Source organism: Syntrophomonas curvata (assembly GCF_052976825.1).
Window position 1 is genome coordinate 1,773,146 of the sequence record NZ_CM129641.1, and the last position, 22,762, is coordinate 1,795,907.

The window sequence follows — 22,762 nt, forward strand, 5'->3', positions numbered from 1 at the left end:
TTTCTAATACTTATATACTTACATTGTATTGGCTAAAGTATATGTTTATTCAAACGGCCTGACTTTAACGGCAATGCGCGGAGCTTCCGGCATAAGGACCATACGCGCCCGAGAACCGTATTTAAGCCGCAATTGATCGACAGCAGTCTGGAGATCATGAATCGGGGTAATAAACATCTTTCTTACGGTTTCATCCGCAAGCGCGCTGTAGAGCAAGACGTCAGCCCGGCGCAAGGTCCGGCATAGGGCATAAGCCTTATGTCCCCCCAGCTCAAATGAGTTAAAAAAACGCTGCTCGATATCCTTGGGACTGGCGGCGTCATTTAGCCAGCGGGCAAAGGATGCCTCCCCCAGCCCCTCCCTGCATTCGGCCAGCAGCAATATGGTTCCGCCTTCCTTAACTGCCGGAGATGCGGCCTCCAATGCTTTCTGAGCCTGGTACATATTGATATCCTTGGGATAGCCTCCACAGGAGGCGATTACTATATCCGCCGGTTCGGGAATGGTTACGACACTCATTTTTTCGCAGTATTGCACCGCTGCCAGCCAGGCTTGATAAACGTCGCCGGCGGCGGCAAAGGCTATCTTGTCCTTTCCGGCCGTGACCACATTCAGAATAAAATCCACCCCGGCCAGACGCGCTGCCTCCAGCATCAGATCGCTGACTGGATTGTTTTCATAATTGCCCAGACAAGCCCGGGGGTCACTCATCATCTGGTGGTTTTTTTCTATCACCGAGCGGGCAGCCACTCCCGGCAAAATAGATTTTCTGCCTCCGGAATAACCGGCAAAATAATGCAGCCCCACTACCCCGGTGGTTATAAGCAGGTCAGCCTCAGCTACCGTGCGGTTGATAATTAATTCCATGCCATTGCTCAATTGTCCTATAGACGCGAGGTTATTATCACAATCATGATTTTGAATGGTGTATCTGCTGCATATACCTTCGCCGAAAATCGCCTTGTTTTCGGCTTCACTGTGAGGACGGTGGATACCCAGAGCTACTACCATTTTTATGTTTTGCCGGACAATGCCGGCTGCTTCAATTTCCTTAAGCAGCGGAGGCAGGATGTACTTATACGGTGTCGGGCGGGTTATATCGTTTACCACAATTACTGCGCTTTGAGCCGATTTCGCTTTTACTATGGCGGAGATGCGGCTGCTGCCGCAGGGATTTTCCAGTGCCTGCCTGATAATATCCCGGTTTGACCCGTCGGATGCGGCTTCTGCCGATTTTAAACAAGCCGCAACATTATGTTCGGGAATCTCTACATCCAGGCAGGCATCACCATAGGCAAATTTATTCAGCATGCATATTCATCTCTTTCTGTCAGTCTGGTGATGAACCAGCGCTCAGAAAGCGGAAGGTCCGCCATACGTGAATGCCGGTCAATGTTTAAATTATACCGTAAGTATTGCAGATTTATAATCCCCACCCATGGCATTGTGATATAATAAGCAATGATTTTATGATAACACTCTTTTTATTGATCAAGGGGGACTGCGTGTGGAAAAAGCAGCGGTACAGAAACAACTTATAGCTATGCTGGGCAAGGATAGGGTCTTATTTGAAGATCTGGACTTAATGTACTATTCCTATGACAGCTCGTTTTTAACCAAAATGGAACCGGCTGATCCCTGGGCGGTGGCAATGCCGCGCTCAACGGAAGAGATTCAAAAAATTATGAAATTTGCCTTCGAAAATAATATCGATGTCATACCCCGGGGGGCCGGTACCGGAGAAACCGGAGGATGTGTGGCCTTAAACGGCGGTATCGTACTTGACCTTTCCACCTGGGATGAAATCCTGGAAATCGATGCCCGCAATATGCAGGTAATAATCAGGCCGGGTGTCATACATGCGCGTTTGAACCAGGAACTGGCCCAATATAATCTGTTTTTCCCTCCCGACCCCGGCAGCAGCCAGATGTGTACCGTGGGAGGAATGGTAGCTAATAATGCCAGCGGCTTGCGGGCCGTCAAATACGGCTGTACCGAACAATATATACTGGGACTGGAAGTAGTCCTCCCCAACGGCGAGATAATTATAACCGGCGGTATGAAAGCCCGCTGCATTAAAAACGTTTCCGGACTTAACCTGACCAAATTAATGGTGGGCTCGGAAGGGGTACTCGGGGTTATCACCAAGATTCGCCTGCGCTGCTGGCCCCGACCTAAAGCACGTGGTATCGCCATGGCAGTTTTTGATAACCTGGACGATGCTCCGGCAACCGTACTGGATGTCTATCAGGCCGGGGTTCTTCCGTCGGGTATCGAAATACTGGACAGTTCAGCTATTCAGGCGGTAAACCAATTCAAACCGCAGATAAATTTACCGGATGCCGAAGCCATACTGCTTTTCGAGGTCGACGGCAATCCCCCTTCCGTAGACTATGAGGGCAGCCTCATAAAAGAAGTGGCCGGCAAACGTGCTCGCACGGTGGAATGGGCCACCGAAGAAAAACGTATGGCCGAGCTCTGGGAAGGCAGAAGCGTAACCGCAACCGCCGCTGCCCGGGTCAGAAAGGATGGTACCCGGGTTTTTGCCGGCGAGGACATCAGTGTCCCCCTGGCTAAGGTTGCCGATACCCTGCGGGCCATAAGGGCACTGGGTGAAAAATATGGAATCAAAGTGGTCAACTACGGCCATATAGGTGACGGTAACGTGCATACGGCGCCGGTTATCAATCCCGAGAACCCGGAAGAGGTGGAAAAGGTGCTGCAACTGGTCAATGATATTCACCTGCTGGCGATAGAACTGGAAGGCACCACCACCGGCGAACACGGGGTAGGCGCGGTCAGACGCAAATATGCCGAGCTGGAGCATGGCCCCGCCCTGCATTATATGAAAGAGATTAAAAAGGCGTTTGACCCTGGCCATCATATGAATCCCGGCAAGCTGATCTAGTCTTATGATGAAAGGAGGGGGTGCTATGGATTTCAGGAATTTGCCTCCGGTAAAAGAACAGATAATGAAATGCGTACGCTGTGGCAAGTGCCGCAGTGTCTGCCCGGTATTTGCAGAAATAAGAAACGAAACTGCCGCCCCCCGGGGACACGTCTTCATGGTGCAGATGCTGCGGGACGGTAAAGTAGACCCCCGGCAGGAAGTCTATGAACGATTAAGCAATTGCTTACTATGTGAGACCTGCAGTGTGAACTGTCCCTCAGGTATAGATATACACGAACTTAATGCCGCCGCCCGCTCCTATATATACGAACAAAATCCCAGTCTGGCCAAGGAATTGATTTTTGATACCATGTGGACCAAACCCGGATTATTGAGGGCGTCAACTAAAATTATGGGCGGCATGCAAAAGCTGGGTCTGCAGACTTTTGCCCGCAATACCGGCCTAACCCGGATACTGCCCGGAGACTTGCCTAAAGCCGAAGGGATAATGAGCAGTATTCCTTCGCGGCCGGCCCGCAGCCGCCTGAAAAAAGTCAACCCGGCTCAGGGTGAGAAGAAATACACCGTAGGTTATTTCCTGGGTTGCGGAACTGATATTCTCAATCCCGCTGCAGCTCTGGCCACAGTGGATGTTCTTACCCGCAACGGCTGTGACGTAGTTATACCCCAGGATATGAAATGCTGCGGTCTGCCTCACGTAGCCAACGGTAAAACGGACACCGCCCGCCTCTTGGCTGCCCATAATGTACAGATATTCAATTCATACAAATTCGATTATATTATAAGTGACTGCGCTTCCTGCACCTCCGCTCTATCCCGTAAAAACATGGAATTCCTGTTAGGGGGACTGAAGATTGAAGATGCAGCATTTGCTTTCGCCGATAAAGTCATGGATTTAACCAAGTTTTTAATTGAGGTTATCGATATCAAACTGCCGGAGTGGGCAGAGGAAAAGAAAACCCGGGTCACCTACCATGACCCCTGTCACCTGGCCAATGCCCAAGGGATAAAAGAGCAGCCCCGGGAATTGCTGCGCCGCATTCCCGGGGTGGAATTCGTGGAGATGGCGGAAGCCAACCGCTGCTGCGGCGGGTCAGGAACCTACAGCGTTACCCATTACGACCTGTCTATGAAAATACTTGACCGTAAAATGGACAACGCTATGGAAACCGGGGCCGGCGCAATTGCTACCTGCTGTCCCAGTTGCAGCATGCAATTGCGCTACGGTATCAAGCGCCACCATTGGGATTGCCAAGTGGTTCATCCGGTGGAACTTGTTAGTGCAGGTTACAGCAAAGCCTTACGGCCTAAGCAGTAATTTTTTAAAAGTCGATAGAAATAGATTTAGGGGGGTTAGGGATTAATTAAGGTATCGGAGGGATATGCAAGTGAAGTTTGATTATGTACCGGAGAACAGATGGAAGGAACTGGCAATAGATTTTGCCAAACGCTGGTTGTCGCATGACGGGCTCTGGTTCCAGGCAGTAGAGAAAAACCACGGCATGGATGCAGCCATTATGAACGACATTCAGGCCTGGGAGAAGCAAACGGTACTGGAAGCCCGCCGTATTATGGAAATGCTCGACCTGCAGCCGGGTGGTGGACTGGATGCACTGGGCGAGTGCTTGCGTTACCGGATGTATGCTTTTCTTAATGAGCAGGAGATTCAGCGGCCAGATGAAAAAACCTTGATTTTCAGTATGAATTCCTGCCGGGTTCAGGCTGCCAGGGAGAAAAAACAGATGGATTTCTTCCCCTGCAAGCCGGTAGGAATGGTCGAGTACAGCAAGTTCGCTGAAACCGTAGACCCCCGCATAAAGACTCGTTGCGTTGGCTGCCCGCCGGACCCCGTGCCATCCAATTGGCATTGCTGCTGGGAATTTACCATTGATTAACTCGCGGTAAGAACAACCAGGCGGGAGGAAGGTTCCTCCCGCCTGTTGTTTAAGGGATAGAGCTATAAGGCCTCCTGCTGACATTTCCTATTGTTTTTGCTTTTTACCGAAAAGTATGGATATACTCAATATATACGAGCTGATCAAAGTGTCGGCCCTGCCGGCTACGGGGATTAGTACGCAACAATACGTGACGGGTGAGGAATTTTATGAGCAACCGCAGGATTAAGATCATTTTTCGCAGGGTCCGGGATGCCAATCTGAACTACAGGCTGATTGAAAATGGAGACCGGATTGCAGTGGCTCTGTCCGGAGGCAAAGACAGCTTTGCCATGCTGTATTTTTTGGATTTGCTCAAGCAGCATACTCCTCTGCTCTTTGATATAGTACCGGTCTATGTTGACCTGGGATGGGATAACGACATAGAAACGCTGGTGGAATTTTGCCAATCGCTGGACCTGGAATTAATCACCGAGAAAACCAACATCGGGCGAGTGGTGTTCCAAACCCGGCAGGAGAAAAATCCTTGCGCCCTCTGCTCCAACCTGCGTCGGGGAGCATTGAACCGGGTGGCTAAAAGGCATAATTGCAATAAGCTTGCTCTGGGTCACCATCTGGATGATGTGGTACACACCCTCTTCATGTCAATCCTCTATGAAAGCCGCTTCAATGTTTTTAAACCTTCGACTTATTTGAGCCGGATGGATATCACCATGATCAGGCCCCTTATATATGTGGAAGAACGAGACATACGCCTGTTTATAGAATCAATGGGGCTCAACCCGGTAAAAAACCGCTGCCCTGCCGATGGGCTGACCAAAAGGCAGGAAGTGGCAGAGCTTTTTGACCGTATGGAGGAGATGCACCCGGGCGCCCGGCAACGAATCGTCTCCAGCCTTGAAAACCTGGGCCCCGACTGCTTCTGGCAGCCCCAGCCCAGGCCCAGATGAGCAAATCGAAGTAAAAACTCAGGACAAGGAAGACCACAATTCATCCAATTCCTGCCGGCGGTCATGCAGCATGGCTACTACGTCTGCATCCAGTCCCCCGCCTTTGGCCTGCCGGTTAAGTATCCCCCGTATTTCCCCATAGCTCATACCGCGGCGATAGGGACGGTCTTCCCTCAGGGCGGTAAAAATGTCCGCCACCGCAACTATGCGGGCGGGCAGATCCAGCTGGCCGGCAGTCATTTTGAAAGGATAGCCGCTGCCATCCAGGCGTTCATGATGACAAGCCGCCCAGGACGGCACTTTCTGTCCGGGCAAAACCGGACTCAGGAGCCGGTAGGTATAATAACTATGCTGTTTAATAACGTCAAACTCGGCAGCCGTGAGCCGACCAGGCTTCTCAATAAGATGCTCCGGTACCGCCAGCTTTCCCAAATCATGAAGCAAGCCAGCCACCTCCAGCAGATAAGCGTCATCATTGGATAAACCGGCTTTTACGGCCAGAACCCGGCATATCTGAGCAACATAGAATGAATGGCGATAGGTGAAGCTGCTCCTCATGTCAACCACCTGGGCAAAGAGCCGGGCTACCGTCAGGAGGTTCTCCCGCTTCACATTTACTAAGGAGGAGGGGATCAGCTCCAGCATACAGTCGTCAATCCAGGGCGAAACCAGATCCAACCAGAAGCTCTCCTGCTTGCTCAGGTTAATAAAGAGGTCGGTCAAATCCGGGTCAAAAACCCGGCCGGAAAGGTTCTCGATCCGGTATAAAACCTCTTTAGCCTGCTGCAAGATATAGCTGTCGTGGTTTACCATTACAGCTATCCGGTCAGCCAGGTGGATTATACGGCTGGCTGCAGGTATACCGCTTCCGCTTAGACCGGAAGGATTACCGCCTTGCCAGTAATCATGATGGGAGTAGATTATAGGAGCGGTTGAGGCCAGCTCCGGTATCCCTGCCACAAAATTGCTCCCCCGCTTACAATGAGGCCAGGGATTGGCAATATCGAAACTGGTAAGCATAAGCTTATCCTGATAATTCACAGCCCCAATATCATGAATGATGGATGCCTTGTACAGCTCCATCAATGCCTGATCGGACAGGCCGGCCCGGTGTCCCAGTCGTAAAGCAATAAAGGCCACTTTACGGTGATGGTTCATAATGCCCGAGTTGGAGAAATCCAGGCTGCGCGATAAATTCAACAGCAGGTTTACCAGATTGAACTCCACCGGGGTTGAAAGTATGGTTTTCATGGATTAAGCACCGGCCGCAGATTTACGCCGGTAACTGGCCATAATATAATCAGCCAGCTCGGAGTCTTTTTCTCTGACCATCTGCAGGTATTGCAGGATATTGCCCGGGTAGGGTATGGCATCACCCCAGAATGCTGTTTCCATGCTGTTACGGACCAGGGATATTACACAATCGTCACTGTGATTATCCCGGCACTGACGGCAGAGTTTACAGGTTTCGCCGATAGAGGAAGCTATTAAATCCCGGTCGTAGACCTTAAAATCGTCCCGCGGTATCAACCCTTCCGCTCCCGGTATGTTCAGCTTGCCTTTGCTCCGGTAAAATTCCACCACAATAGTGGAAAACCCGGTGAGACATTTACTCTTTACACATTCGCTGCTTCCTTCCAGAGGGCAGGCGGAGCAGATATCCTTGAGTATGTTCTTAATATCATTAAAATTAAGGATATTATCATCATTAATCATTTGACCGCCCCCTCGCTGTTAAGCATATTGAGAAAATCCTCATCAACCGCGGCTGCTGCCTCATGACTTCCCAGAGGTGGTGCAAACTTATCCATACCCACCCGTTCAATGGTGTGGTGCAGTCTTTCCTTACCTGAAGCCAGTTCCCGGTAGCGATCAAGGACGAATTCCAGACTGGCAAACACCTGGTCATAGCTTACACCCGACACCAGCATCTGCCCATGCAGGGGTTTACGTCCGCTGCCCTTGCCGCCGATATAGATATCAAAACTGCCGCTGTTTTTGCACATAACGCCAAAATCCGCACAAAGCGGGTCAGTGCAACCCCGGGAGCACCCGGCCGCGGCAATCTTAAAATCGTGAGGCGCCTGCTGCCCGTAGTACTTCTCCTGTATAGCTATACCCAGCCCCAAAGCATCGCCCACCGCCCGGGGACAGAGATCGTCATTGCCGGAACAGGCCTTTACATTGCGCACCGCATTGTTAAAGACACCAATTTTAAAACCTATACGCTCCAGCCCAGCGGTCAGGTTAGCAATCTCATCCTCTTCAGCAAGTAAAATCAGGGTTTGTCTGGCAGTCATTTTAAGGACATTCACGTTTGCTGCTTGAACCAGACGGTTAAGTCCGTCAAGTTGTTCTGCTGATATCAGGCCGCAGCTGGCAACTGCCACCAGTGCGTAAAGAGCATTTTTCTGTTTAAAGATTGCTGTCCCCATCGTCTATTCTCCCCTTTCAGTTGTTCTGTTAGTTAGTCCAGTATATCATGTTTAACACTATCTTTGACATAATTATGCAATCTTCCAACCTTCAGAAATCTATAGGGAGAGCGGAATCTGCCAGCCCAATATCCCATAAAGGCCGGTCTTTTATCGCGGGCATACCTTACCGGGACAGTTTTCGCCATGGCAGCAGAGCCGCAAACAAAACGACCGAACATGTGTTTTTTTGAATTTATTATGGTATAATCTGGTCATAACAGATAAGCCTAGTACATTTTTCGGGGAGGTTGATTAATGAACAACAACAGGAAACTGTCTGCCAGACAGAAGATGATATTAGACTATATTAAAGACAAGATCCGCCACGACGGTTATCCCCCTTCAGTTCGGGAAATCGGTGAAGCAGTAGGATTAAAGTCCAGTTCCACCGTTCATTCCCACTTGCTGCAACTGGAGGAGAAAGGGTGGCTCAAAAGAGATCCCGCCAAACCCCGGGCTATTATTCCCATAGATATGTCTGCTGATACCGAACTGATCAGTCAGACCCTGGCTTTGCCGGTGGTTGGCAATGTTGCTGCCGGTACGCCCATTTTAGCAGAACAGAATATCGAGAATTACCTTCCGATTCCGACCGACTTTATCGGCCAAGGTACCCATTATATACTGCGGGTAAAAGGAGAAAGCATGATCGAGGCCGGGATAATGGACGGTGATTTTCTTATCGTAAAGCAGCAGGCTGATGCTGCCAATGGCGAAATAATAGTAGCGATTCTGGATGATGAAGCTACCGTGAAAAGATATTACCGCAGGGATGGTTATATTGAATTGAGACCCGAAAATAATGCGCTGCAGCCCATCATAGTTGACAAAGTGCAAATAGCAGGCAAGGTTTCCGGTTTGTTACGCCGGATGTAAGCGTCCCCCAAAAAGACGGCATGCGACAAGGAAGCAAAAAATCCGTGACCACCGGAAACCGGTGGCATGCACTTGCCCGTAGGCTGCCAACCGCGCCTTAAAGCGCATCGAAGTTCCGCCAATCGCCTTTTTCTTACGGCTGCCCCTTCAAAGGGGGCGGCTCTGTTGCCTTTTTCTACGACCAGGATACCGCTGGTAACGGGAATTGTACTTTCGCAAATTATCTATCGCATCAAAAAGCAACGGTTTTTAACCGAACCGGTTTAATGTTGCAATATTTGTGGTATACTGTGACGGAAAAAGACAAATTCCTGCCTATTCTGATATCGGATATCTAAAACCGGGGGCATTCACCCCAGCAGCCCGCTGCTGACAGTCATCTGAATTCATTGGGAGATCCACGTGCAATACCAGCCGCTTGTTTCACCCTCACATAATGAAAGGAATGATTGCTTCTATGGATAAAACCGCTTTATCAGCTCAGATTGAGGCATTTTTACACGCACGGGAGCAGGAAATCATTGATCACATCAGTACTCTGGTAGCGATTCCGAGCGTCAGCGGCGAGGCCGAACCCGGTAAACCCTATGGCGCAGCTTGCGCCGCAGCTCTGGATACTGCTTTGGCCATCGGTGAAAATCTGGGTTTCGCTGCTGAAAATCACCGGTATTATTATGGTTCATTATACCTGGGTGAAGGTGATGAAGAAATCGGCTTTTTTACTCATCTGGATGTGGTCCCGGCAGGCAACAGCTGGAATTACCCGCCTTTCCAATGTACCCGGCAAGGCGAATATCTCATCGGCCGGGGGGTCAAAGACGATAAGGGGCCCTTGGTTATGGTCATGTATGCCATGGCTTGTATAAAAGAACTGGGTATCCCTCTGAAACATAGTCTGCATCTGGTCATGGGCTGCGAGGAGGAACAAAGTATGTCGGATATCATGTATTACCTCGAACATACGGAAAAACTGCCGGTCTTTTCGTTGATTGCCGACGGGCAGTTTCCGGTCTCCTACGGTGAAAAAGGCATTTTAACCGCCGACATCGTTTCTCCGGCTTTAAACGGCAATATAGCCGCGGCCGAGGGAGGCAGCGTATCCAATGTAGTTGCCGACCAGGCCAGCTTGCTGGTGAAAAATGCTGCCTATGAACAAGCCCGGGAGTACTTGGCCGGCAGCAGCCTTCTGGTCCAGGCGGAAGGAGAGTATGTCCGTATCACTGCCCGGGGCAAATCCAGCCATGCCGCTGCTCCTGAAGGTTCGGTCAATGCCATTTATCTGCTCTGCCATAAGCTGGCCGGGGCTCCCTTTATGACCCCGGAAGACTCCGGAGTGCTTTCCCAGATCGCATCCTTCTTAAGCGATTATTATGGTGAAGGTCTCAACATTGCCATGGAAGACGAATATTCCGGCAAGCTTACTCATATTGCCGGCATTCTGTCCTCCCAAAGCACCGGCGCCTTGCGGGTCAATTTCAATATCCGCTACCCTATCTGCGCCCAAGGAGAAGAGGTTATCCGACGTCTGACCGATAAAGTCGCCGGCGTTGGATTTACCGTAGAAAAGACTGCCTTAAACCCTCCGGGCTTTTTTGATCCGCAGCAGCCGGCGGTTGAAATACTTACCGATATTTATAATGAGATCAGCGGTGATAAGGAAGTCCCTTATACCGATCCGGCAGCCACCTATGCCCGTAAAATTCCGAACTCGGTCTGCTTCGGTCCGCATTTTCCCCATCGCCGGCTGCCGTTTGCCGACGGCCGGGGCAACGAGCATATGCCTGATGAATGTATTTCCATTCCTGATATGCTGGCCGCTGTAAAGATTTATGTTTTTGCCCTATTGGCAATTGACGCTTTGTATTAAAAAGCAATAACGAGGGGGTAAAAATGCAGTTAACCATAAGAGAAGCATTAAAAACCAGCGCTCTTGCCGGGGCCAGAGTGGTTGCCGGTCAAGACCGGCTGGACAATGTCATCGAGAGCATCAGTGTTATGGAGGTTGCGGAACCGGGAATAGCCCGTTGGGTTATTAAGAATCAGATGTATATTACTGCTTTTTACGCGATTAAAGATAATGTGGAAATGCAAAAAGTAGTGATCCGCACCCTGGCAAACTGCGGCTGCTGCGGTCTGGTAGTTTGCCATATTGATTTATGGATCAAAGAAATGGATCCGGGAATTATAGACTTATGCAACGAGTACCATTTCCCGTTGATTATTGCCAAACCGGAAAGCTCTTATATCGAAATATTAACTCCCATCATCAATGAGTTGAATAAAGATGACCGGACCATACCGGCCTCAAATGATTATTTCAATATACGCGCTGACTTTTTGGATTTGATAATCAACGAAGACGATATGGACAACGTTTTCAAAAAGGTTTCCCGCAAAGAAAAACGGAAGATTTCTTATTACGATATTTACTGCGAAAAAATATATTCCGATAAAAATCCCGCCCAGGTTGAATATGAATCGACTTATTTAAAAGAGCATTTTAACGATATCATAGATGCCTGCTCTTCCACAGGATTTACCATTATAGAAGTGGGAGAAAAAAGGCTGCTTATTTCTTTAATCCGCTCGCAAAAGAACTTTTTCGGTTTTATCGTATTGAGCGGCGGTTCCAATTATGTAAGTAAAACATCGCTGGATCTGCTTAATCAGCTTTCCGTATCCTGTAAACTGCTTTTCAGCCGGAGACATAAAATGCTGGATGTGAAAGAAAAGTATCTGCAGGAATATTTAGGAGACTTACTGGTATGGAATTTTTCCTCCGAAGAAATGGCAGTAAAACGAGGGAAAGAAGCCGGGTTGGATATTGCCCGTAAAAACAGCATCATCCTGATCAATATCAATTTATTGCAGACGATAATGAAATCAGGGGAAAAGCGGGAAACGGCGGATTATATAAAAACCGTCATTCTGCCCTACCTCACTAAAATTTTATATCAGTACGATCACGATAATAACGTAACCTTCCGCAGTGATACGGTGATTGTTTTTCTTGCCAATACTGATGATTCACTGGATTTACAGGAAATCAGCAGCAAAATAATGGTCTTGTTCCATAGAGAGCAGATCATTTCGATTTCTCTAGGGATAAGCAACTATTTTGATAATGTCAGGGACATTCCCAATGCCTATAATCAGGCCTTCCAGGCGGCAATACTGGGTAGAGAGCACTACGGGGAAAACAAAATTATATTTTATAAAGATATATGGTTTTTGCATAAATTGCGTATCATCCGCGAAGAACAAGAAGCGGTAGATATGTGCAAGTGCCTATTGGCACCATTGAAAGACTATGATGAAATACATCATTCCAACCTTACGGAAAGTCTTTATCAATTATTGGCATTCAACGGCAATATCAGCGCTGTGGCTCAAAAGCTGTACGTTCACCGCAATACCATGCTGCAACGTAAAAACAAAATCATTGAAATATACGGTTATTCTCCTTTTGAGATGCCGCATTTACTTAATTTCCTCATGGCAATGGAAATCTGTAAGTAATTTAAGACTAAGACTACTGGGATAAAAATGGTCATTATATGTGCGTCTGCACATATAATGACCATTTTTATGTTTCCGGGAACGCTGACAAAACCTTGGGCCGGGTGCTATCATTAGTTGACTTTGGAATGAAGCTTAAGCGGCTGGCGGGTATGAAACAAGCCGGCAACCTTTTAACGGTTGACCGGCTGCAAAGAGGTGATGGAAAACCAATTGTTTCAGGCAGGGTAGGATCCTTAACAGTATTAGGCGGAATAACGGAATTCGGGATTAAGCGGTTCGATTTAATTATTCGTGATTATGGAAAAAATATGTTTGCTGTAGTCCAAAGAAATGAAACAAGGAGGTTTTGCCTGTGGCTAATCATGATGATTATTCCGTGGTTCGGGTAGCGCCGGAAGATCGCAGGGCAATGTGGCGGGTAACGGTGGTAAGGCTTGGCTACTTTGCTTGCACCTCGCAGCTGTTATTAGGCGCCACGCTGGGATTTGGCATGAAATTCTGGGACGCGTTTTGGGCTGTATTCTGGGGCAGCGTGATTTTAGAGGGCATTGGTTTGGCCGTAGGTATCATGGCGGCTAAAGAAGGTATGTCCACCAGTCTTTTAACCCGCTGGGCAGGCTTTGGAAAAATCGGCTCGTTTCTTATTGGTCTTATAGTGGCAATTTCACTGACGGGATGGTTTGGGGTACAAAACGGGATTACAGCTATAGGCATGCACCAGGCAACGGGATGGTTCAGCGTGCCCATATGGTCGATGATAACCGGTATAGCTCTGATTGCTATTGTTGCCTACGGCTTTAAATTCTTAAGCTGGACGGCCAATATTGCTTTGCCCCTATTTTTGTTTGCGGTAGGAATAGCTGCCTTCCACATGCTTTCAGGGCAACCCCTCGGCGCCCTTGTAGCATCGCCGGCGCCTGGTCCTCTCCTGCCTTTCGGAGTCGCTACCACTATGGTAACGGGCGGTTTTGTAGTAGGCGTTGCGACTACGCCCGATATTGCCAGATTCCTAAACAAAGGCATGGATGTGTTCTGGATGACGATGATCAGCACTTTTGTCGGCGAATTAGGTATCTGCCTGATAGCCATATTGATGGCTCATGCGGCAAAATCTTCGGATATCATCACTATCATGATCACCTTATCCGGCTGGCTGGGCGCTGCTATCGTAATTTTCTCCACCCTTAAGATCAATGATATTAATCTATACTCATCCAGTTTGGGACTGACTAACGCTCTCAATATCGTATCCGGGAAGCGAGTAAGCCGGGTATGGATGACAATTGTGCTGGGACTGCTCGGGTCTTTTCTCTCCGCTATCGGCATTGTGGACAAGTTCATCGGCTTCCTGGTTTTGTTGGGAGTAGCCATACCGCCGGTGGTTGGGATCATGGTCATTGATTATTTTATATTAAAACGTAACCGCAGAGAATTGGATGCAAGCCGGATGAATGACAACGGGTTGCCGCCCGAAACCGAAATATGGAATCCCATCGCCATTTTTAGCTGGGTTTGCGGTTTTCTGGTCGGTTATTTTGTCCAGACCGGTATTCCTTCCATAAATTCTTTGCTGGTGGCCGGCATCGTATATTATTTGGGCATGAAGCTATACGGAGCAGTTACCAAAACCCCCGTTGTCGAGTTTAAAAAAGCCGCTACTTTCGAGTAAAGTTATCGGTTCAGGCAGCGCCGGGTCTGTGTTTAAATTGAATGGAATTCCGGTCGGGGTCAAGCAAGCCTATTTTATGGGCAGAAGAATCGCTAAATGTTCAGATTATGAAAATTATAAGGAGGTAGATTACAAATGCCCAGTTATTTAGATCTGGAACTGTCACAAGCGGCTTACAAACTGATGCACGATCAGGTCAAGGTAAGGAAAGGTGAAAGTGTTCTGATTACCATTGATTCCAAGGCGGATTTCCGGGTGGCTGAAGAAATTGCCAAAGTATCCGAAATGCTCGGAGCCAAGGTTATGCTGGCCTGGCACTCCACCCCCAAAGGATACGGCGCCCTGACTATGCCTTATTTACCGGAACCGCTGATTGCCTGTGCCGATAAAACCGATGTCTGGATCGAAATGAATGACCAGTGGCTGCTTTACTCCCCCATTTGGGATAAGGCGGTTAATAACGGCCGAACCAGGCAGATAATGCTGGGAGGCTTGGGAATAGACCGGATTGTGCGTTGTATCGGTCAGGTGGATATCGATGCCCAGAAAGAATTCCAGGATACCCTTACCGCTATGACCAAAAAGGCGATAAAGGTAAGAATCACCAATGCCGCCGGTACCGATGTCAGCTTCCTGATGGATCCCCAGCGGCCGGTAAACAATGAAATCATATATGACCAGCCGGGCGCGCATTTCCTGCTGGGACAGATCGGATGGGCACCGGTGGAGGAGAGCATTAACGGGGTTATCGCTTTCGACGGAACCATCAGCGGCGGCGGTGATGCCGAGTTGGGCTTTTTAACCGAACCGGTAATATATGTGGTGGAAAAGGGCGGAATCCAGGAAATCCAAGGGGGCAAACAGGCCGATATTCTTAGGGCATACTATAAGAAATTAGATGATCCCAATATGTATATAGCCGCCCACGTCTGCTACGGATGCAACCCCAATGCCAAACTGGAAGGCACCACCACTGAAGACGAACGGGTTTGGGGAAGCACCGAGTGGGGGTTTGGCCATCAGGGTTCCAACTATTCGGGAGGGGCTCCGCGGGAGGCCAAGAGCCACATTGACGGGATCTGCATGGAATGCACCGTGTTCCTGGACGATGTGAAGATTCTCGATCAGGGAGTCTTTATCGAACCGACCTTGAAAGCTTTGGCCGCGAAATTAGGCAAATAGCAGTCATGATCCGGCGTATGCCCTTAAAGGGCATACGCCGGGCATCTATCAGCGAGGAGGGGCATATAATGGAGCCGAATAGAATCAGGGTCGGAGCAGATCCTTTTCCCCCTTATCAATATTATTTACCCGATGGAACTATAACCGGCCAGGATTATGAAAAAATCACAACCCTGTTCCAGGGTATCGGATTGACGGCTGACGTAGTAATCAAGGATTGGGAAGTAATACTATCGGAGTTGGATAAGGGTGAACTGGAAGCGGCATTTCAGGTTCAGGATACCCCTGAACGCAAAAAGCGTTTTTATTTTTCCGACCTTTTTCGCAATGCCGTAACGGAAGTGGTCACTTCCCATCCCGCCTTGAAGATCAACAGCTATGGCGAAATAGAGGAATCAGGATTAAGCCTCGGCGTAATTGAGGGCTATACCAACGGTGCGGAAATTGACGCCCTTAAGGGGGAAATCAAAAAAACCTACCCTAACGCCGAGGCTTTATTAACGGCCATCAGCAGGGATGAGGTTGATTTAGGGGTTTTTGACCGGGGAGTTAAAGAATATATAATGGCCAATAACCGTCTCGATAATATCTACGCCATTGAGTCCATGACCTATATCCGCCCCTTGTACGTCATTTTCAATAATGCTGATTTACGGGATACTTTCAATATTGCCCTGCGGGCGGCAGCGCAAAGCTGATCGCTCCTCATTTACTCCATTCCGACCTACCGAGTAAATCCTATAACATTTACCTGGTAGGTCAATATTTCATCTTTTACCGGGTTTCGTTTTAACAGGGCAGCCTTTTTTATGGACTGCGAGGACAAAGAGCTTGAGTATCTCCCCTCCTCGATTCAGCAAGGATAAGAAGCAGCCCAGGATATCTTAGAATTTTTCCAGGTAGTGCTCTATTTCCCAGTCGTATACCCGGGAACTATAACTCTCCCACTCCCGTATCTTGGCCAGAACGAAGCGGGAGCAGATATGTTCTCCCAAAGCTTCCTTTATTACCTCATCCTTTTCCAACTCATTCACGGCCTCATAAAGATTTTCCGGCAGGGATTCAATATGATTCTGCTTGCGGGTAGCCAAATCCATTTCGTAGATATTCTGTTCTACCGGCGCCGGTGGCTGCAGCCCGTTTTTTATGCCCTCCAGGCCCGCCTTCAGTATAACCGCCAGCCCCAGATAAGGGTTGCAGCTGGGGTCGGGATTGCGGATTTCCACACGGCTGCCTATACCCCGACGGGAGGGAATACGAATCAGCGGACTGCGGTTGCGGTGGGACCAGGCGATATATACCGGGGCTTCGTAACCTGGCACCAGGCGCTTATAGGAATTAACCGTGGGGCTGGTAATGGCGGAAATAGCCCGGGAATGTTTCAGCACCCCGGCTATGAATTGTTTGCATACCAAGCTGAGACCGTCCGGGCTCTGGGGGTCAGAAAAAATATTTTGGGAGTCTTTAAAAAGAGATATGTGCAAATGCATGCCCGAGCCGGCGATTCCATATATCGGTTTGGGCATAAATGTGGCATGCAGCCCGTGTTTCTGGGCTACGGTCCGAACCACTATGCGAAAGGTCATTATACTGTCGGCCGTCTTCAAGGCGTCCTTATATTTAAAATCGATCTCATGCTGTCCCGGCGCCACCTCGTGGTGAGCCGCTTCGATTTCAAAGCCGATACTCTGCAGGGTTTCCACCATATCCCGGCGGGCCTCTTCTCCTTTATCCACCGGGGGCAAATCAAAATAACTCGCCTTATCATGGGTCTGCAGGGTGGGCTGCCCGTTTTCATCCATATGGAACAGGAAAAATTCCGGTTCCGGCCCGACAAACATGGAAAAACCCATTTCAGCCGCCTCGGCCAGCACTTTTTTCAGAGCATAGCGGGGTGAGCCGATAAAGGGTTGGTTATTGGAATCGAATATATCGCATATTATCCGGGCAGTTTTACCCCTGAAGCTGGGATTGGCCCAGGGAAGGATGAGAAAGGTTTCCGGGTCCGGCTTAAGGTACATGTCGGATTCTTCAATCCTGACAAAGCCCTCTATAGACGAACCGTCAAACATCAATTCCCCATCCAGCGCCTTTTCCAGTTGATCGGCGGTTATGGAAATACTTTTCATAACCCCCAGGATGTCGGTAAACTGCAGCCTGATAATCCTTACGTCTTCTTCCCTGACCTTAAGCATAATCGAGTCTTTATCCATCATTTAACCTCCGTCCAGAGCAGCAACAGCTCTGAAATTATTACCTCACTATTCATCCTTTGCCCAACCTTAAAAAACCTTGATCAGGAAGGTAACCAGCATAACCAGTGCCAGGATCAGGTTGAATACAATTCCCGAGAACAGGCCGATAACGGTACCAATTCCACTTTTCATCGCCTTGTTGAGATCCTGGCAGGCAATATATTCTCCTATACTGGCTCCCAGCCAGGGACCCAGGAATATTCCGACCGGCGCAAATATCAGCAATCCCAGGAAGGTGCCGATTATTGCCCCCCAAACCCCGCTTTTGCTGGAGCCGAAATAGCTGGCGCCAAGAGCGGTAGAAAGGTAATCCACCAGCAACGAGAGTATGGTAAGGGCTGCCATGACAACCAGGAACCGGGCATTAATTACCTGAAACCCCTCATGCCAGCCGTAGGCGGCAATAGTGATAAATATCAGCGGAATACCCGGCAGCAAAGGTATTACGGTTCCGGCCAGACCCAGAAGAATAAAAATCAAAGCCAGAATCAGAGCAATCGTATCGGCGCTCAAAAAAACCACCCTCTTATAAAGATTAGTATAAGTATAAAGCATAAACAGGATAAATTAAAATCGGCTTAGAGCAGAAGATTATCAATCAGATTTTGGATTACAAAACGACAGTGCTCATAGCTTAATCCCCCCTGCAGGTAAATACCGTAAGGTTTGCGCAATGGTGCATCACAGGACAGTTCAATGGAGGAACCTTGAATAAAGGTACCTGCCGCCATGACTATTTTATCACTGTAACCCGGCATTTCACCGTACTCCAGGCTAAGGTCGCTGTCCACCGGAGAATAGTTCTGTACCAGCTGGCAGAAACGCAAAACTTCGTCCGGGTCCTGCAACAGAACAGCCTGGACGATATCTGCCCGGGGCTCATCCCAGCGGGGAGACACTTCATAACCGTACTGTTCAAAAACAAAAGCCAGCAGTACAGCTGATTTAAGCGCCTGCAAAACTACATGGGGAGCCAGGAAAAAGCCTTGAAAGAAGCTGCGTTTATTAACCAGCCCGGCTCCCATTTCCTTGCCCAGGCCAGGCGCGGTCAGGTGGCAGGCGATCATCTCCACCAGATCTTTTCGCCCCGTGATATATCCGCCGGCAGGGGCAAGTCCCCCGCCCGGATTTTTTATCAATGACCCGGCTATGATATCGGCGCCATGTTCCAAAGGTTCGCTTGATTCCACAAACTCCCCGTAACAATTGTCAATCATAACTATGGCGGTCGGGCATTTATCTTTCACCAATCGTACCATTTTATCTATTTGCTCCATCGGTAAGGCCGGCCGCAGGCTATAGCCCCGCGAGCGTTGGATAAACGCCATGGTGGTTTTTTGATCAACCGCCCGGGCGATGGCCTCATAATCTGGGCTGCCATTGTCATTAAGGGCTATTTCCCGGTAATTAACGCCCCGGTCAACCAGACTGCCCCGGGTACCGGTATCCCGCCCGATGATATTGGCCATGGTATCATAGGGCCGGCCACTGAGGGAAATCAAGCTGTTGCCGGGTTTAAGCAGTCCGAACAGGCAAGAGGCAATGGCATGGGTGCCGGAAACGATCTGGGGCCGTACCAGGGCATCCTCCCCCTTAAAGGCCTCGGCGAATATGTTTTCCAGTCGTTCGCGCCCGACGTCGCCGTAGCCATAACCGGAAGAAGGGCTGAAATGGCTGTCGCGTATGTGATGTTTTCTAAAGGCTTGTACCACTTTAATCTGATTAAGGTAGGCGATTTCCTCCAATTCCCGAAAACGCTCCGCCAGCTTCTTTTCCGCTTCCCGTATAATACGTATAGATTGCAATATTCCACCGCTTTCAAATGAATATGGGTATCAGCGGGGGGCGGCTCGGACGACAAGAGAACCGCCACCTGTCGCTTCCCTGCGTTCCCACTTAAGCATTATAATATATTTGCCCGGCAATTTCATTAAGGCGGCCGCCTTAATTCCTTAATAAAGCTGGTTCCGGCAAGTCATCATCCTCAATGGTAACCAAATCCCGCCGGGTTATCGGTTCTTTATCAATAATCCGCAGGGCCTGCAAGCGAATCGATTTTTCCACCAGATTACGGACATAGCGGGCATTTCCGCTATGGGGGTGGTGGTTGCGGGCAAATTGAGCCAACCTTTCCCGCAGCTTCCAACGGGCCCGGCTGCTGAGCTCATAGTCGCGCCGGCCGTATATCTGCAATGCGATCTGGAAAAGTTCCTCGCAATCATAATCGGCAAAATCTATCTGAATGGGAAAGCGGGAACGCAAGCCGGGATTGGAGGTTAAGAAGCGCTCCATCTCCAGGGAGTACCCGGCCAGTATTACCACCAGATTATCCCGGGAGTCCTCCATCGCTTTTACCAGGGTTGCTACCGCTTCCTTGCCGAAGTCCTTATCCCCTCCCTGGGAAAGGGTGTAGGCTTCGTCTACAAAGAGGATGCCTCCCATGGCCTTTTTCAGCATCTCCTTGGTCTTCATGGCGGTATGGCCGATATATTCTCCTACCAGGTCGGCTCTCTCCACTTCCATCAGATGTCCCCGGCTGAGTACGCCCATTTCATTAAATACCCGGCCCAGGATTCGGGCTACGGTGGTTTTTCCGGTTCCGGGATTGCCTTTAAACACCATATGCAGCATGGTGCCATCTGCCTTGAGTTGTTGTTGTTTGCGTTTCTCCTGGATCAGAGTAAAGGCTGCTACTTCAGCCAGGGTTTTTTTTACTTCCTGGAGGCCTATCAACTTCTCCAATTCTTTGAATGCATCAGTTGCCGGGAACACTGCGGGTCTTATCTCTGACTTGGCTGGTGCGGTGCTGTTTTCCGGGGGTGAAAAACGCATGGATATCTGCATAAAATAACCACTCCCATCTGTTCTTGACTATTATATGATAAACAGACAAAAGTGGTGATATCCATATAAATCTATAAACATCTGCCGGTCTAATCGTCCTCGCTGCGGGTATCCAGATTAAGCATACCGATAGGTTTAAGCGGCGCTACCGTAGAAATAGCATGCTTGTATACCAGTTGCTGTTTTTGATCCAACTCCACTATAACCGTAAAATTATCGAATCCCTTTACCATACCTTTTATCTGAAACCCGTTAACCAGAAAAATGGTCACGGGAGTCTTCTCCTTTCTGACCTGATTTAGAAAAGCATCCTGCAAATTCATTTGATTCTTGCTCATTAAGGTTTAAACCTCCATTCGATTAATATGCAAGTTACTAAATATGATTCTACACTGCTGATAATCTTCCTTCAATAAGAGATGAAATTTTTTCAAACAGGTGCGTCTTATCGCTGTAATCGCTGATATTTATCCATTGTATCCGGCTGTCCCTCTTAAACCAGGTATACTGCCTTTTGGCATAGCGGCGGGTCTCTTTCTTAATCTCATTTACCATTTCCCTTCTGCTCAGGAAACCATCCAGATAGTATAATACCTGTTTGTAGCCCAAGGCTTGCATGGAGTTATAATGCAGCCCGTATCCCTTTTCTTTTAGCGCCATAACCTCATCTACCAGACCATGGGCCAGCATCTCATCTACTCTGAGATCGATGCGGCGGTATAGTTCTTCCCGTTCCAGATATAAGCCCACCGCAGTCAGGTCATAGGCCTGCAGGGATTTGCCCTGCAGGGCAGAAAATGCTTGGCCCGTAAGCTGGTATACTTCAATCGCCCGTACTATACGCTTTTTGTCGTGGGCACTGATCAAGTCGGCATACCGGGGGTCAATAGACTGCAAATAGGCGTAGGCGTAATCCAATCCTTTATCTTCAATAATGGCCTGCCACTGCTGCCTGATCTCCTGCCGTGATTCCATGGGATAGAAAGTATAATCATCAACTACGGACTGGTAATAGAGACCGGTTCCTCCTACCAGAAAAGGTAAACGGTCCTGCTGATTCAGCTTTATTATTATTTCCTGGGCCTGTTCTTGAAACTGTGCCACACTGAAATCTTCATCCGGATCGACCACATCAATCAGATGATGAACCACCGCCTGCCGTTCCTCTGCGCCGGCTTTAGCCGTTCCAATATCCATCCCCCGGTAAATCTGCATGGAATCACAGGAAATAATCTCGGCCTTAAACCTTTGCGCCAGCTCAAACGCAATCTTTGTTTTTCCCACCGCCGTGGGCCCGACTATAGCTACCAGCTTATCCAAGCCATCAACTCCAAAAATTCAGCTTAATAGTTAAGTAAAAAACCTTGATAGTTATAACGTAGTGGTTTTTTAAATCTATCTTAATCTGTGTTCAATTACCCCGAAAGCTATTTTACGGTGCTTGCCGCCGATAACGGCTTCACAACCCAGGCGCTGCAGTTCGGTGCCTGCAGCCAGTTCCTTTATCACCACTCGTTTACGGGCTACCCGGCAGGCTTCTTTGACCGCGGCTTTATCCAGGGGCCGGTGATCGGCCAAGGCCCGTAAAGGCGATATAGCCTGGCTTTTTAACAGCGGTCTCCTGAACATGGGGTCAAAATAGACTATGTCAAAGCTTCCGCTGTCCAGCCCCTGTAAATATTCATAATGCTCGCTATTAACGACTTCGATCCGTTCTATGGCTTCATTCAGCCAGCTCATGGATGAGTCATAATGTTTCATACCCCATTTCACCACCTGGGCGATAGCGGGGGAGGATTCCACCCCAACCACCCTGCCGGCGGGGGTAAAATAAGCAGCTACAATGGCGTCCGCACCCAGGCCCAGGGTGCAATCCAGCACCTCATCATCCGCTTTAAGCCGGCAGGCGCTGGCAAAAGGATCAGCAGTTCCGTTTTTACGGTAGGCAGCCAAACGGTTTTTAGCCATGCTGGGGTGAAAGAAAAACTTTTCCTTATCATGGTATAATACCGGTCCTTGGCAGTAGCACACTACCACCGCATCAGCATGATGGGTGCGGATTAAATCATCCAAGCTTTGTTTCCCCCTTGCCACCAAAGGGAAGCCGCTGTCCTGCAGAAACTCGTTAAAATAACTGAAATCTTTTATTCCCGACTGGGCTGTAGTAGCGATTATATGCAT

21 protein-coding genes are annotated in these 22,762 nt (G+C 48.9%); 10 read left to right on the top strand and 11 right to left on the bottom strand.

From position 1 onward, the window contains the following. Positions 1-45 precede the first annotated feature (45 nt). Positions 46-1,311: a nickel-dependent malate racemase, LarAH6 family gene (gene larAH6 / locus ACU70B_RS07875; RefSeq protein ID WP_447183021.1), complete on the bottom strand. Its 1,266-nt coding sequence runs from the start codon at positions 1,309-1,311 to the stop codon at positions 46-48. A 232-nt stretch (positions 1,312-1,543) separates the two neighbouring features. On the opposite strand from larAH6, the gene ACU70B_RS07880 reads away from it, so the two are divergent. The 4 genes from ACU70B_RS07880 (at position 1,544) to ACU70B_RS07895 (ending at position 5,756) form a co-directional block, all read left to right on the top strand. Then, complete coding sequence (locus tag ACU70B_RS07880) at positions 1,544-2,908, top strand: FAD-binding oxidoreductase (RefSeq protein ID WP_447185730.1); 1,365 nt, start codon at positions 1,544-1,546, stop codon at positions 2,906-2,908. A 25-nt stretch (positions 2,909-2,933) separates the two neighbouring features. Further along, the gene (locus tag ACU70B_RS07885) at positions 2,934-4,229 is read left to right on the top strand and encodes a (Fe-S)-binding protein (protein ID WP_447183022.1); all 1,296 of its coding nucleotides are present in this window, start codon (positions 2,934-2,936) and stop codon (positions 4,227-4,229) included. 70 nt (positions 4,230-4,299) lie between these two features. Then, on the top strand, positions 4,300-4,806 hold the full coding sequence (locus tag ACU70B_RS07890) for a DUF6125 family protein (protein WP_447183023.1): 507 nt from the start codon (positions 4,300-4,302) through the stop codon (positions 4,804-4,806). Between the two features lie 209 nt (positions 4,807-5,015). Further along, entirely contained in the window at positions 5,016-5,756 is a 741-nt protein-coding gene (locus ACU70B_RS07895; RefSeq protein ID WP_447183024.1) for a tRNA 2-thiocytidine biosynthesis TtcA family protein, read from the top strand. Between the two features lie 18 nt (positions 5,757-5,774). On the opposite strand, the gene ACU70B_RS07900 is transcribed toward ACU70B_RS07895, so the two are convergent. From ACU70B_RS07900 to ACU70B_RS07910, 3 genes are read right to left on the bottom strand one after another with little or no spacing between them, the layout of a single operon-like run. Continuing rightward, on the bottom strand, positions 5,775-7,007 hold the full coding sequence (locus tag ACU70B_RS07900) for an HD-GYP domain-containing protein (protein WP_447183025.1): 1,233 nt from the start codon (positions 7,005-7,007) through the stop codon (positions 5,775-5,777). 3 nt (positions 7,008-7,010) lie between these two features. Continuing rightward, complete coding sequence (locus ACU70B_RS07905) at positions 7,011-7,472, bottom strand: hypothetical protein (RefSeq protein ID WP_447183026.1); 462 nt, start codon at positions 7,470-7,472, stop codon at positions 7,011-7,013. Beyond that, positions 7,469-8,191 carry a ferredoxin-like domain-containing protein gene (locus tag ACU70B_RS07910; protein WP_447183027.1) on the bottom strand — a complete coding sequence of 241 codons (723 nt, stop codon included), beginning with the start codon at positions 8,189-8,191 and terminating at the stop codon, positions 7,469-7,471. Before ACU70B_RS07910 ends, ACU70B_RS07905 begins: the two co-directional genes overlap by 4 nt. Positions 8,192-8,488: 297 nt before the next feature. On the opposite strand from ACU70B_RS07910, the gene lexA reads away from it, so the two are divergent. The 6 genes from lexA to ACU70B_RS07940 all read left to right on the top strand — a co-directional run bounded on the left by lexA (position 8,489) and on the right by ACU70B_RS07940 (position 16,180). Beyond that, positions 8,489-9,109 carry a transcriptional repressor LexA gene (lexA, locus tag ACU70B_RS07915; RefSeq protein WP_447183028.1) on the top strand — a complete coding sequence of 207 codons (621 nt, stop codon included), beginning with the start codon at positions 8,489-8,491 and terminating at the stop codon, positions 9,107-9,109. 457 nt (positions 9,110-9,566) lie between these two features. Then, the gene (locus ACU70B_RS07920) at positions 9,567-10,976 is read left to right on the top strand and encodes a Sapep family Mn(2+)-dependent dipeptidase (protein ID WP_447183029.1); all 1,410 of its coding nucleotides are present in this window, start codon (positions 9,567-9,569) and stop codon (positions 10,974-10,976) included. Between the two features lie 23 nt (positions 10,977-10,999). Then, complete coding sequence (locus tag ACU70B_RS07925) at positions 11,000-12,628, top strand: PucR family transcriptional regulator (protein ID WP_447183030.1); 1,629 nt, start codon at positions 11,000-11,002, stop codon at positions 12,626-12,628. 355 nt (positions 12,629-12,983) lie between these two features. Continuing rightward, complete coding sequence (locus ACU70B_RS07930) at positions 12,984-14,300, top strand: purine-cytosine permease family protein (protein WP_447183031.1); 1,317 nt, start codon at positions 12,984-12,986, stop codon at positions 14,298-14,300. Between the two features lie 135 nt (positions 14,301-14,435). Beyond that, on the top strand, positions 14,436-15,482 hold the full coding sequence (locus ACU70B_RS07935) for a 2,5-dihydroxypyridine 5,6-dioxygenase NicX family protein (protein ID WP_447183032.1): 1,047 nt from the start codon (positions 14,436-14,438) through the stop codon (positions 15,480-15,482). Positions 15,483-15,550: 68 nt separating this feature from the next. Next, entirely contained in the window at positions 15,551-16,180 is a 630-nt protein-coding gene (locus tag ACU70B_RS07940) for a substrate-binding periplasmic protein (RefSeq protein ID WP_447183033.1), read from the top strand. Positions 16,181-16,366: 186 nt separating this feature from the next. On the opposite strand, the gene glnA is transcribed toward ACU70B_RS07940, so the two are convergent. The 7 genes from glnA to ACU70B_RS07975 all read right to left on the bottom strand — a co-directional run bounded on the left by glnA (position 16,367) and on the right by ACU70B_RS07975 (position 22,762). Continuing rightward, positions 16,367-17,695 (bottom strand): type I glutamate--ammonia ligase, encoded by a 1,329-nt coding sequence (gene glnA, locus ACU70B_RS07945; protein WP_447185731.1) that lies wholly within the window; start codon positions 17,693-17,695, stop codon positions 16,367-16,369. A 69-nt stretch (positions 17,696-17,764) separates the two neighbouring features. Next, positions 17,765-18,250: a DUF456 domain-containing protein gene (locus tag ACU70B_RS07950; RefSeq protein WP_447183034.1), complete on the bottom strand. Its 486-nt coding sequence runs from the start codon at positions 18,248-18,250 to the stop codon at positions 17,765-17,767. 65 nt (positions 18,251-18,315) lie between these two features. After that, positions 18,316-19,542 carry a methionine gamma-lyase family protein gene (locus ACU70B_RS07955; RefSeq protein WP_447183035.1) on the bottom strand — a complete coding sequence of 409 codons (1,227 nt, stop codon included), beginning with the start codon at positions 19,540-19,542 and terminating at the stop codon, positions 18,316-18,318. A gap of 139 nt (positions 19,543-19,681) precedes the next feature. Beyond that, positions 19,682-20,581, bottom strand: coding sequence for an AAA family ATPase (locus ACU70B_RS07960; RefSeq protein WP_447183036.1), 900 nt, complete (start codon positions 20,579-20,581; stop codon positions 19,682-19,684). An 89-nt stretch (positions 20,582-20,670) separates the two neighbouring features. Continuing rightward, complete coding sequence (gene hfq / locus ACU70B_RS07965; RefSeq protein ID WP_447183037.1) at positions 20,671-20,919, bottom strand: RNA chaperone Hfq; 249 nt, start codon at positions 20,917-20,919, stop codon at positions 20,671-20,673. A gap of 49 nt (positions 20,920-20,968) precedes the next feature. Then, the gene (miaA, locus tag ACU70B_RS07970) at positions 20,969-21,901 is read right to left on the bottom strand and encodes a tRNA (adenosine(37)-N6)-dimethylallyltransferase MiaA (protein ID WP_447183038.1); all 933 of its coding nucleotides are present in this window, start codon (positions 21,899-21,901) and stop codon (positions 20,969-20,971) included. Between the two features lie 75 nt (positions 21,902-21,976). Then, the gene (locus ACU70B_RS07975; protein WP_447183039.1) at positions 21,977-22,762 is read right to left on the bottom strand and encodes a class I SAM-dependent methyltransferase; all 786 of its coding nucleotides are present in this window, start codon (positions 22,760-22,762) and stop codon (positions 21,977-21,979) included.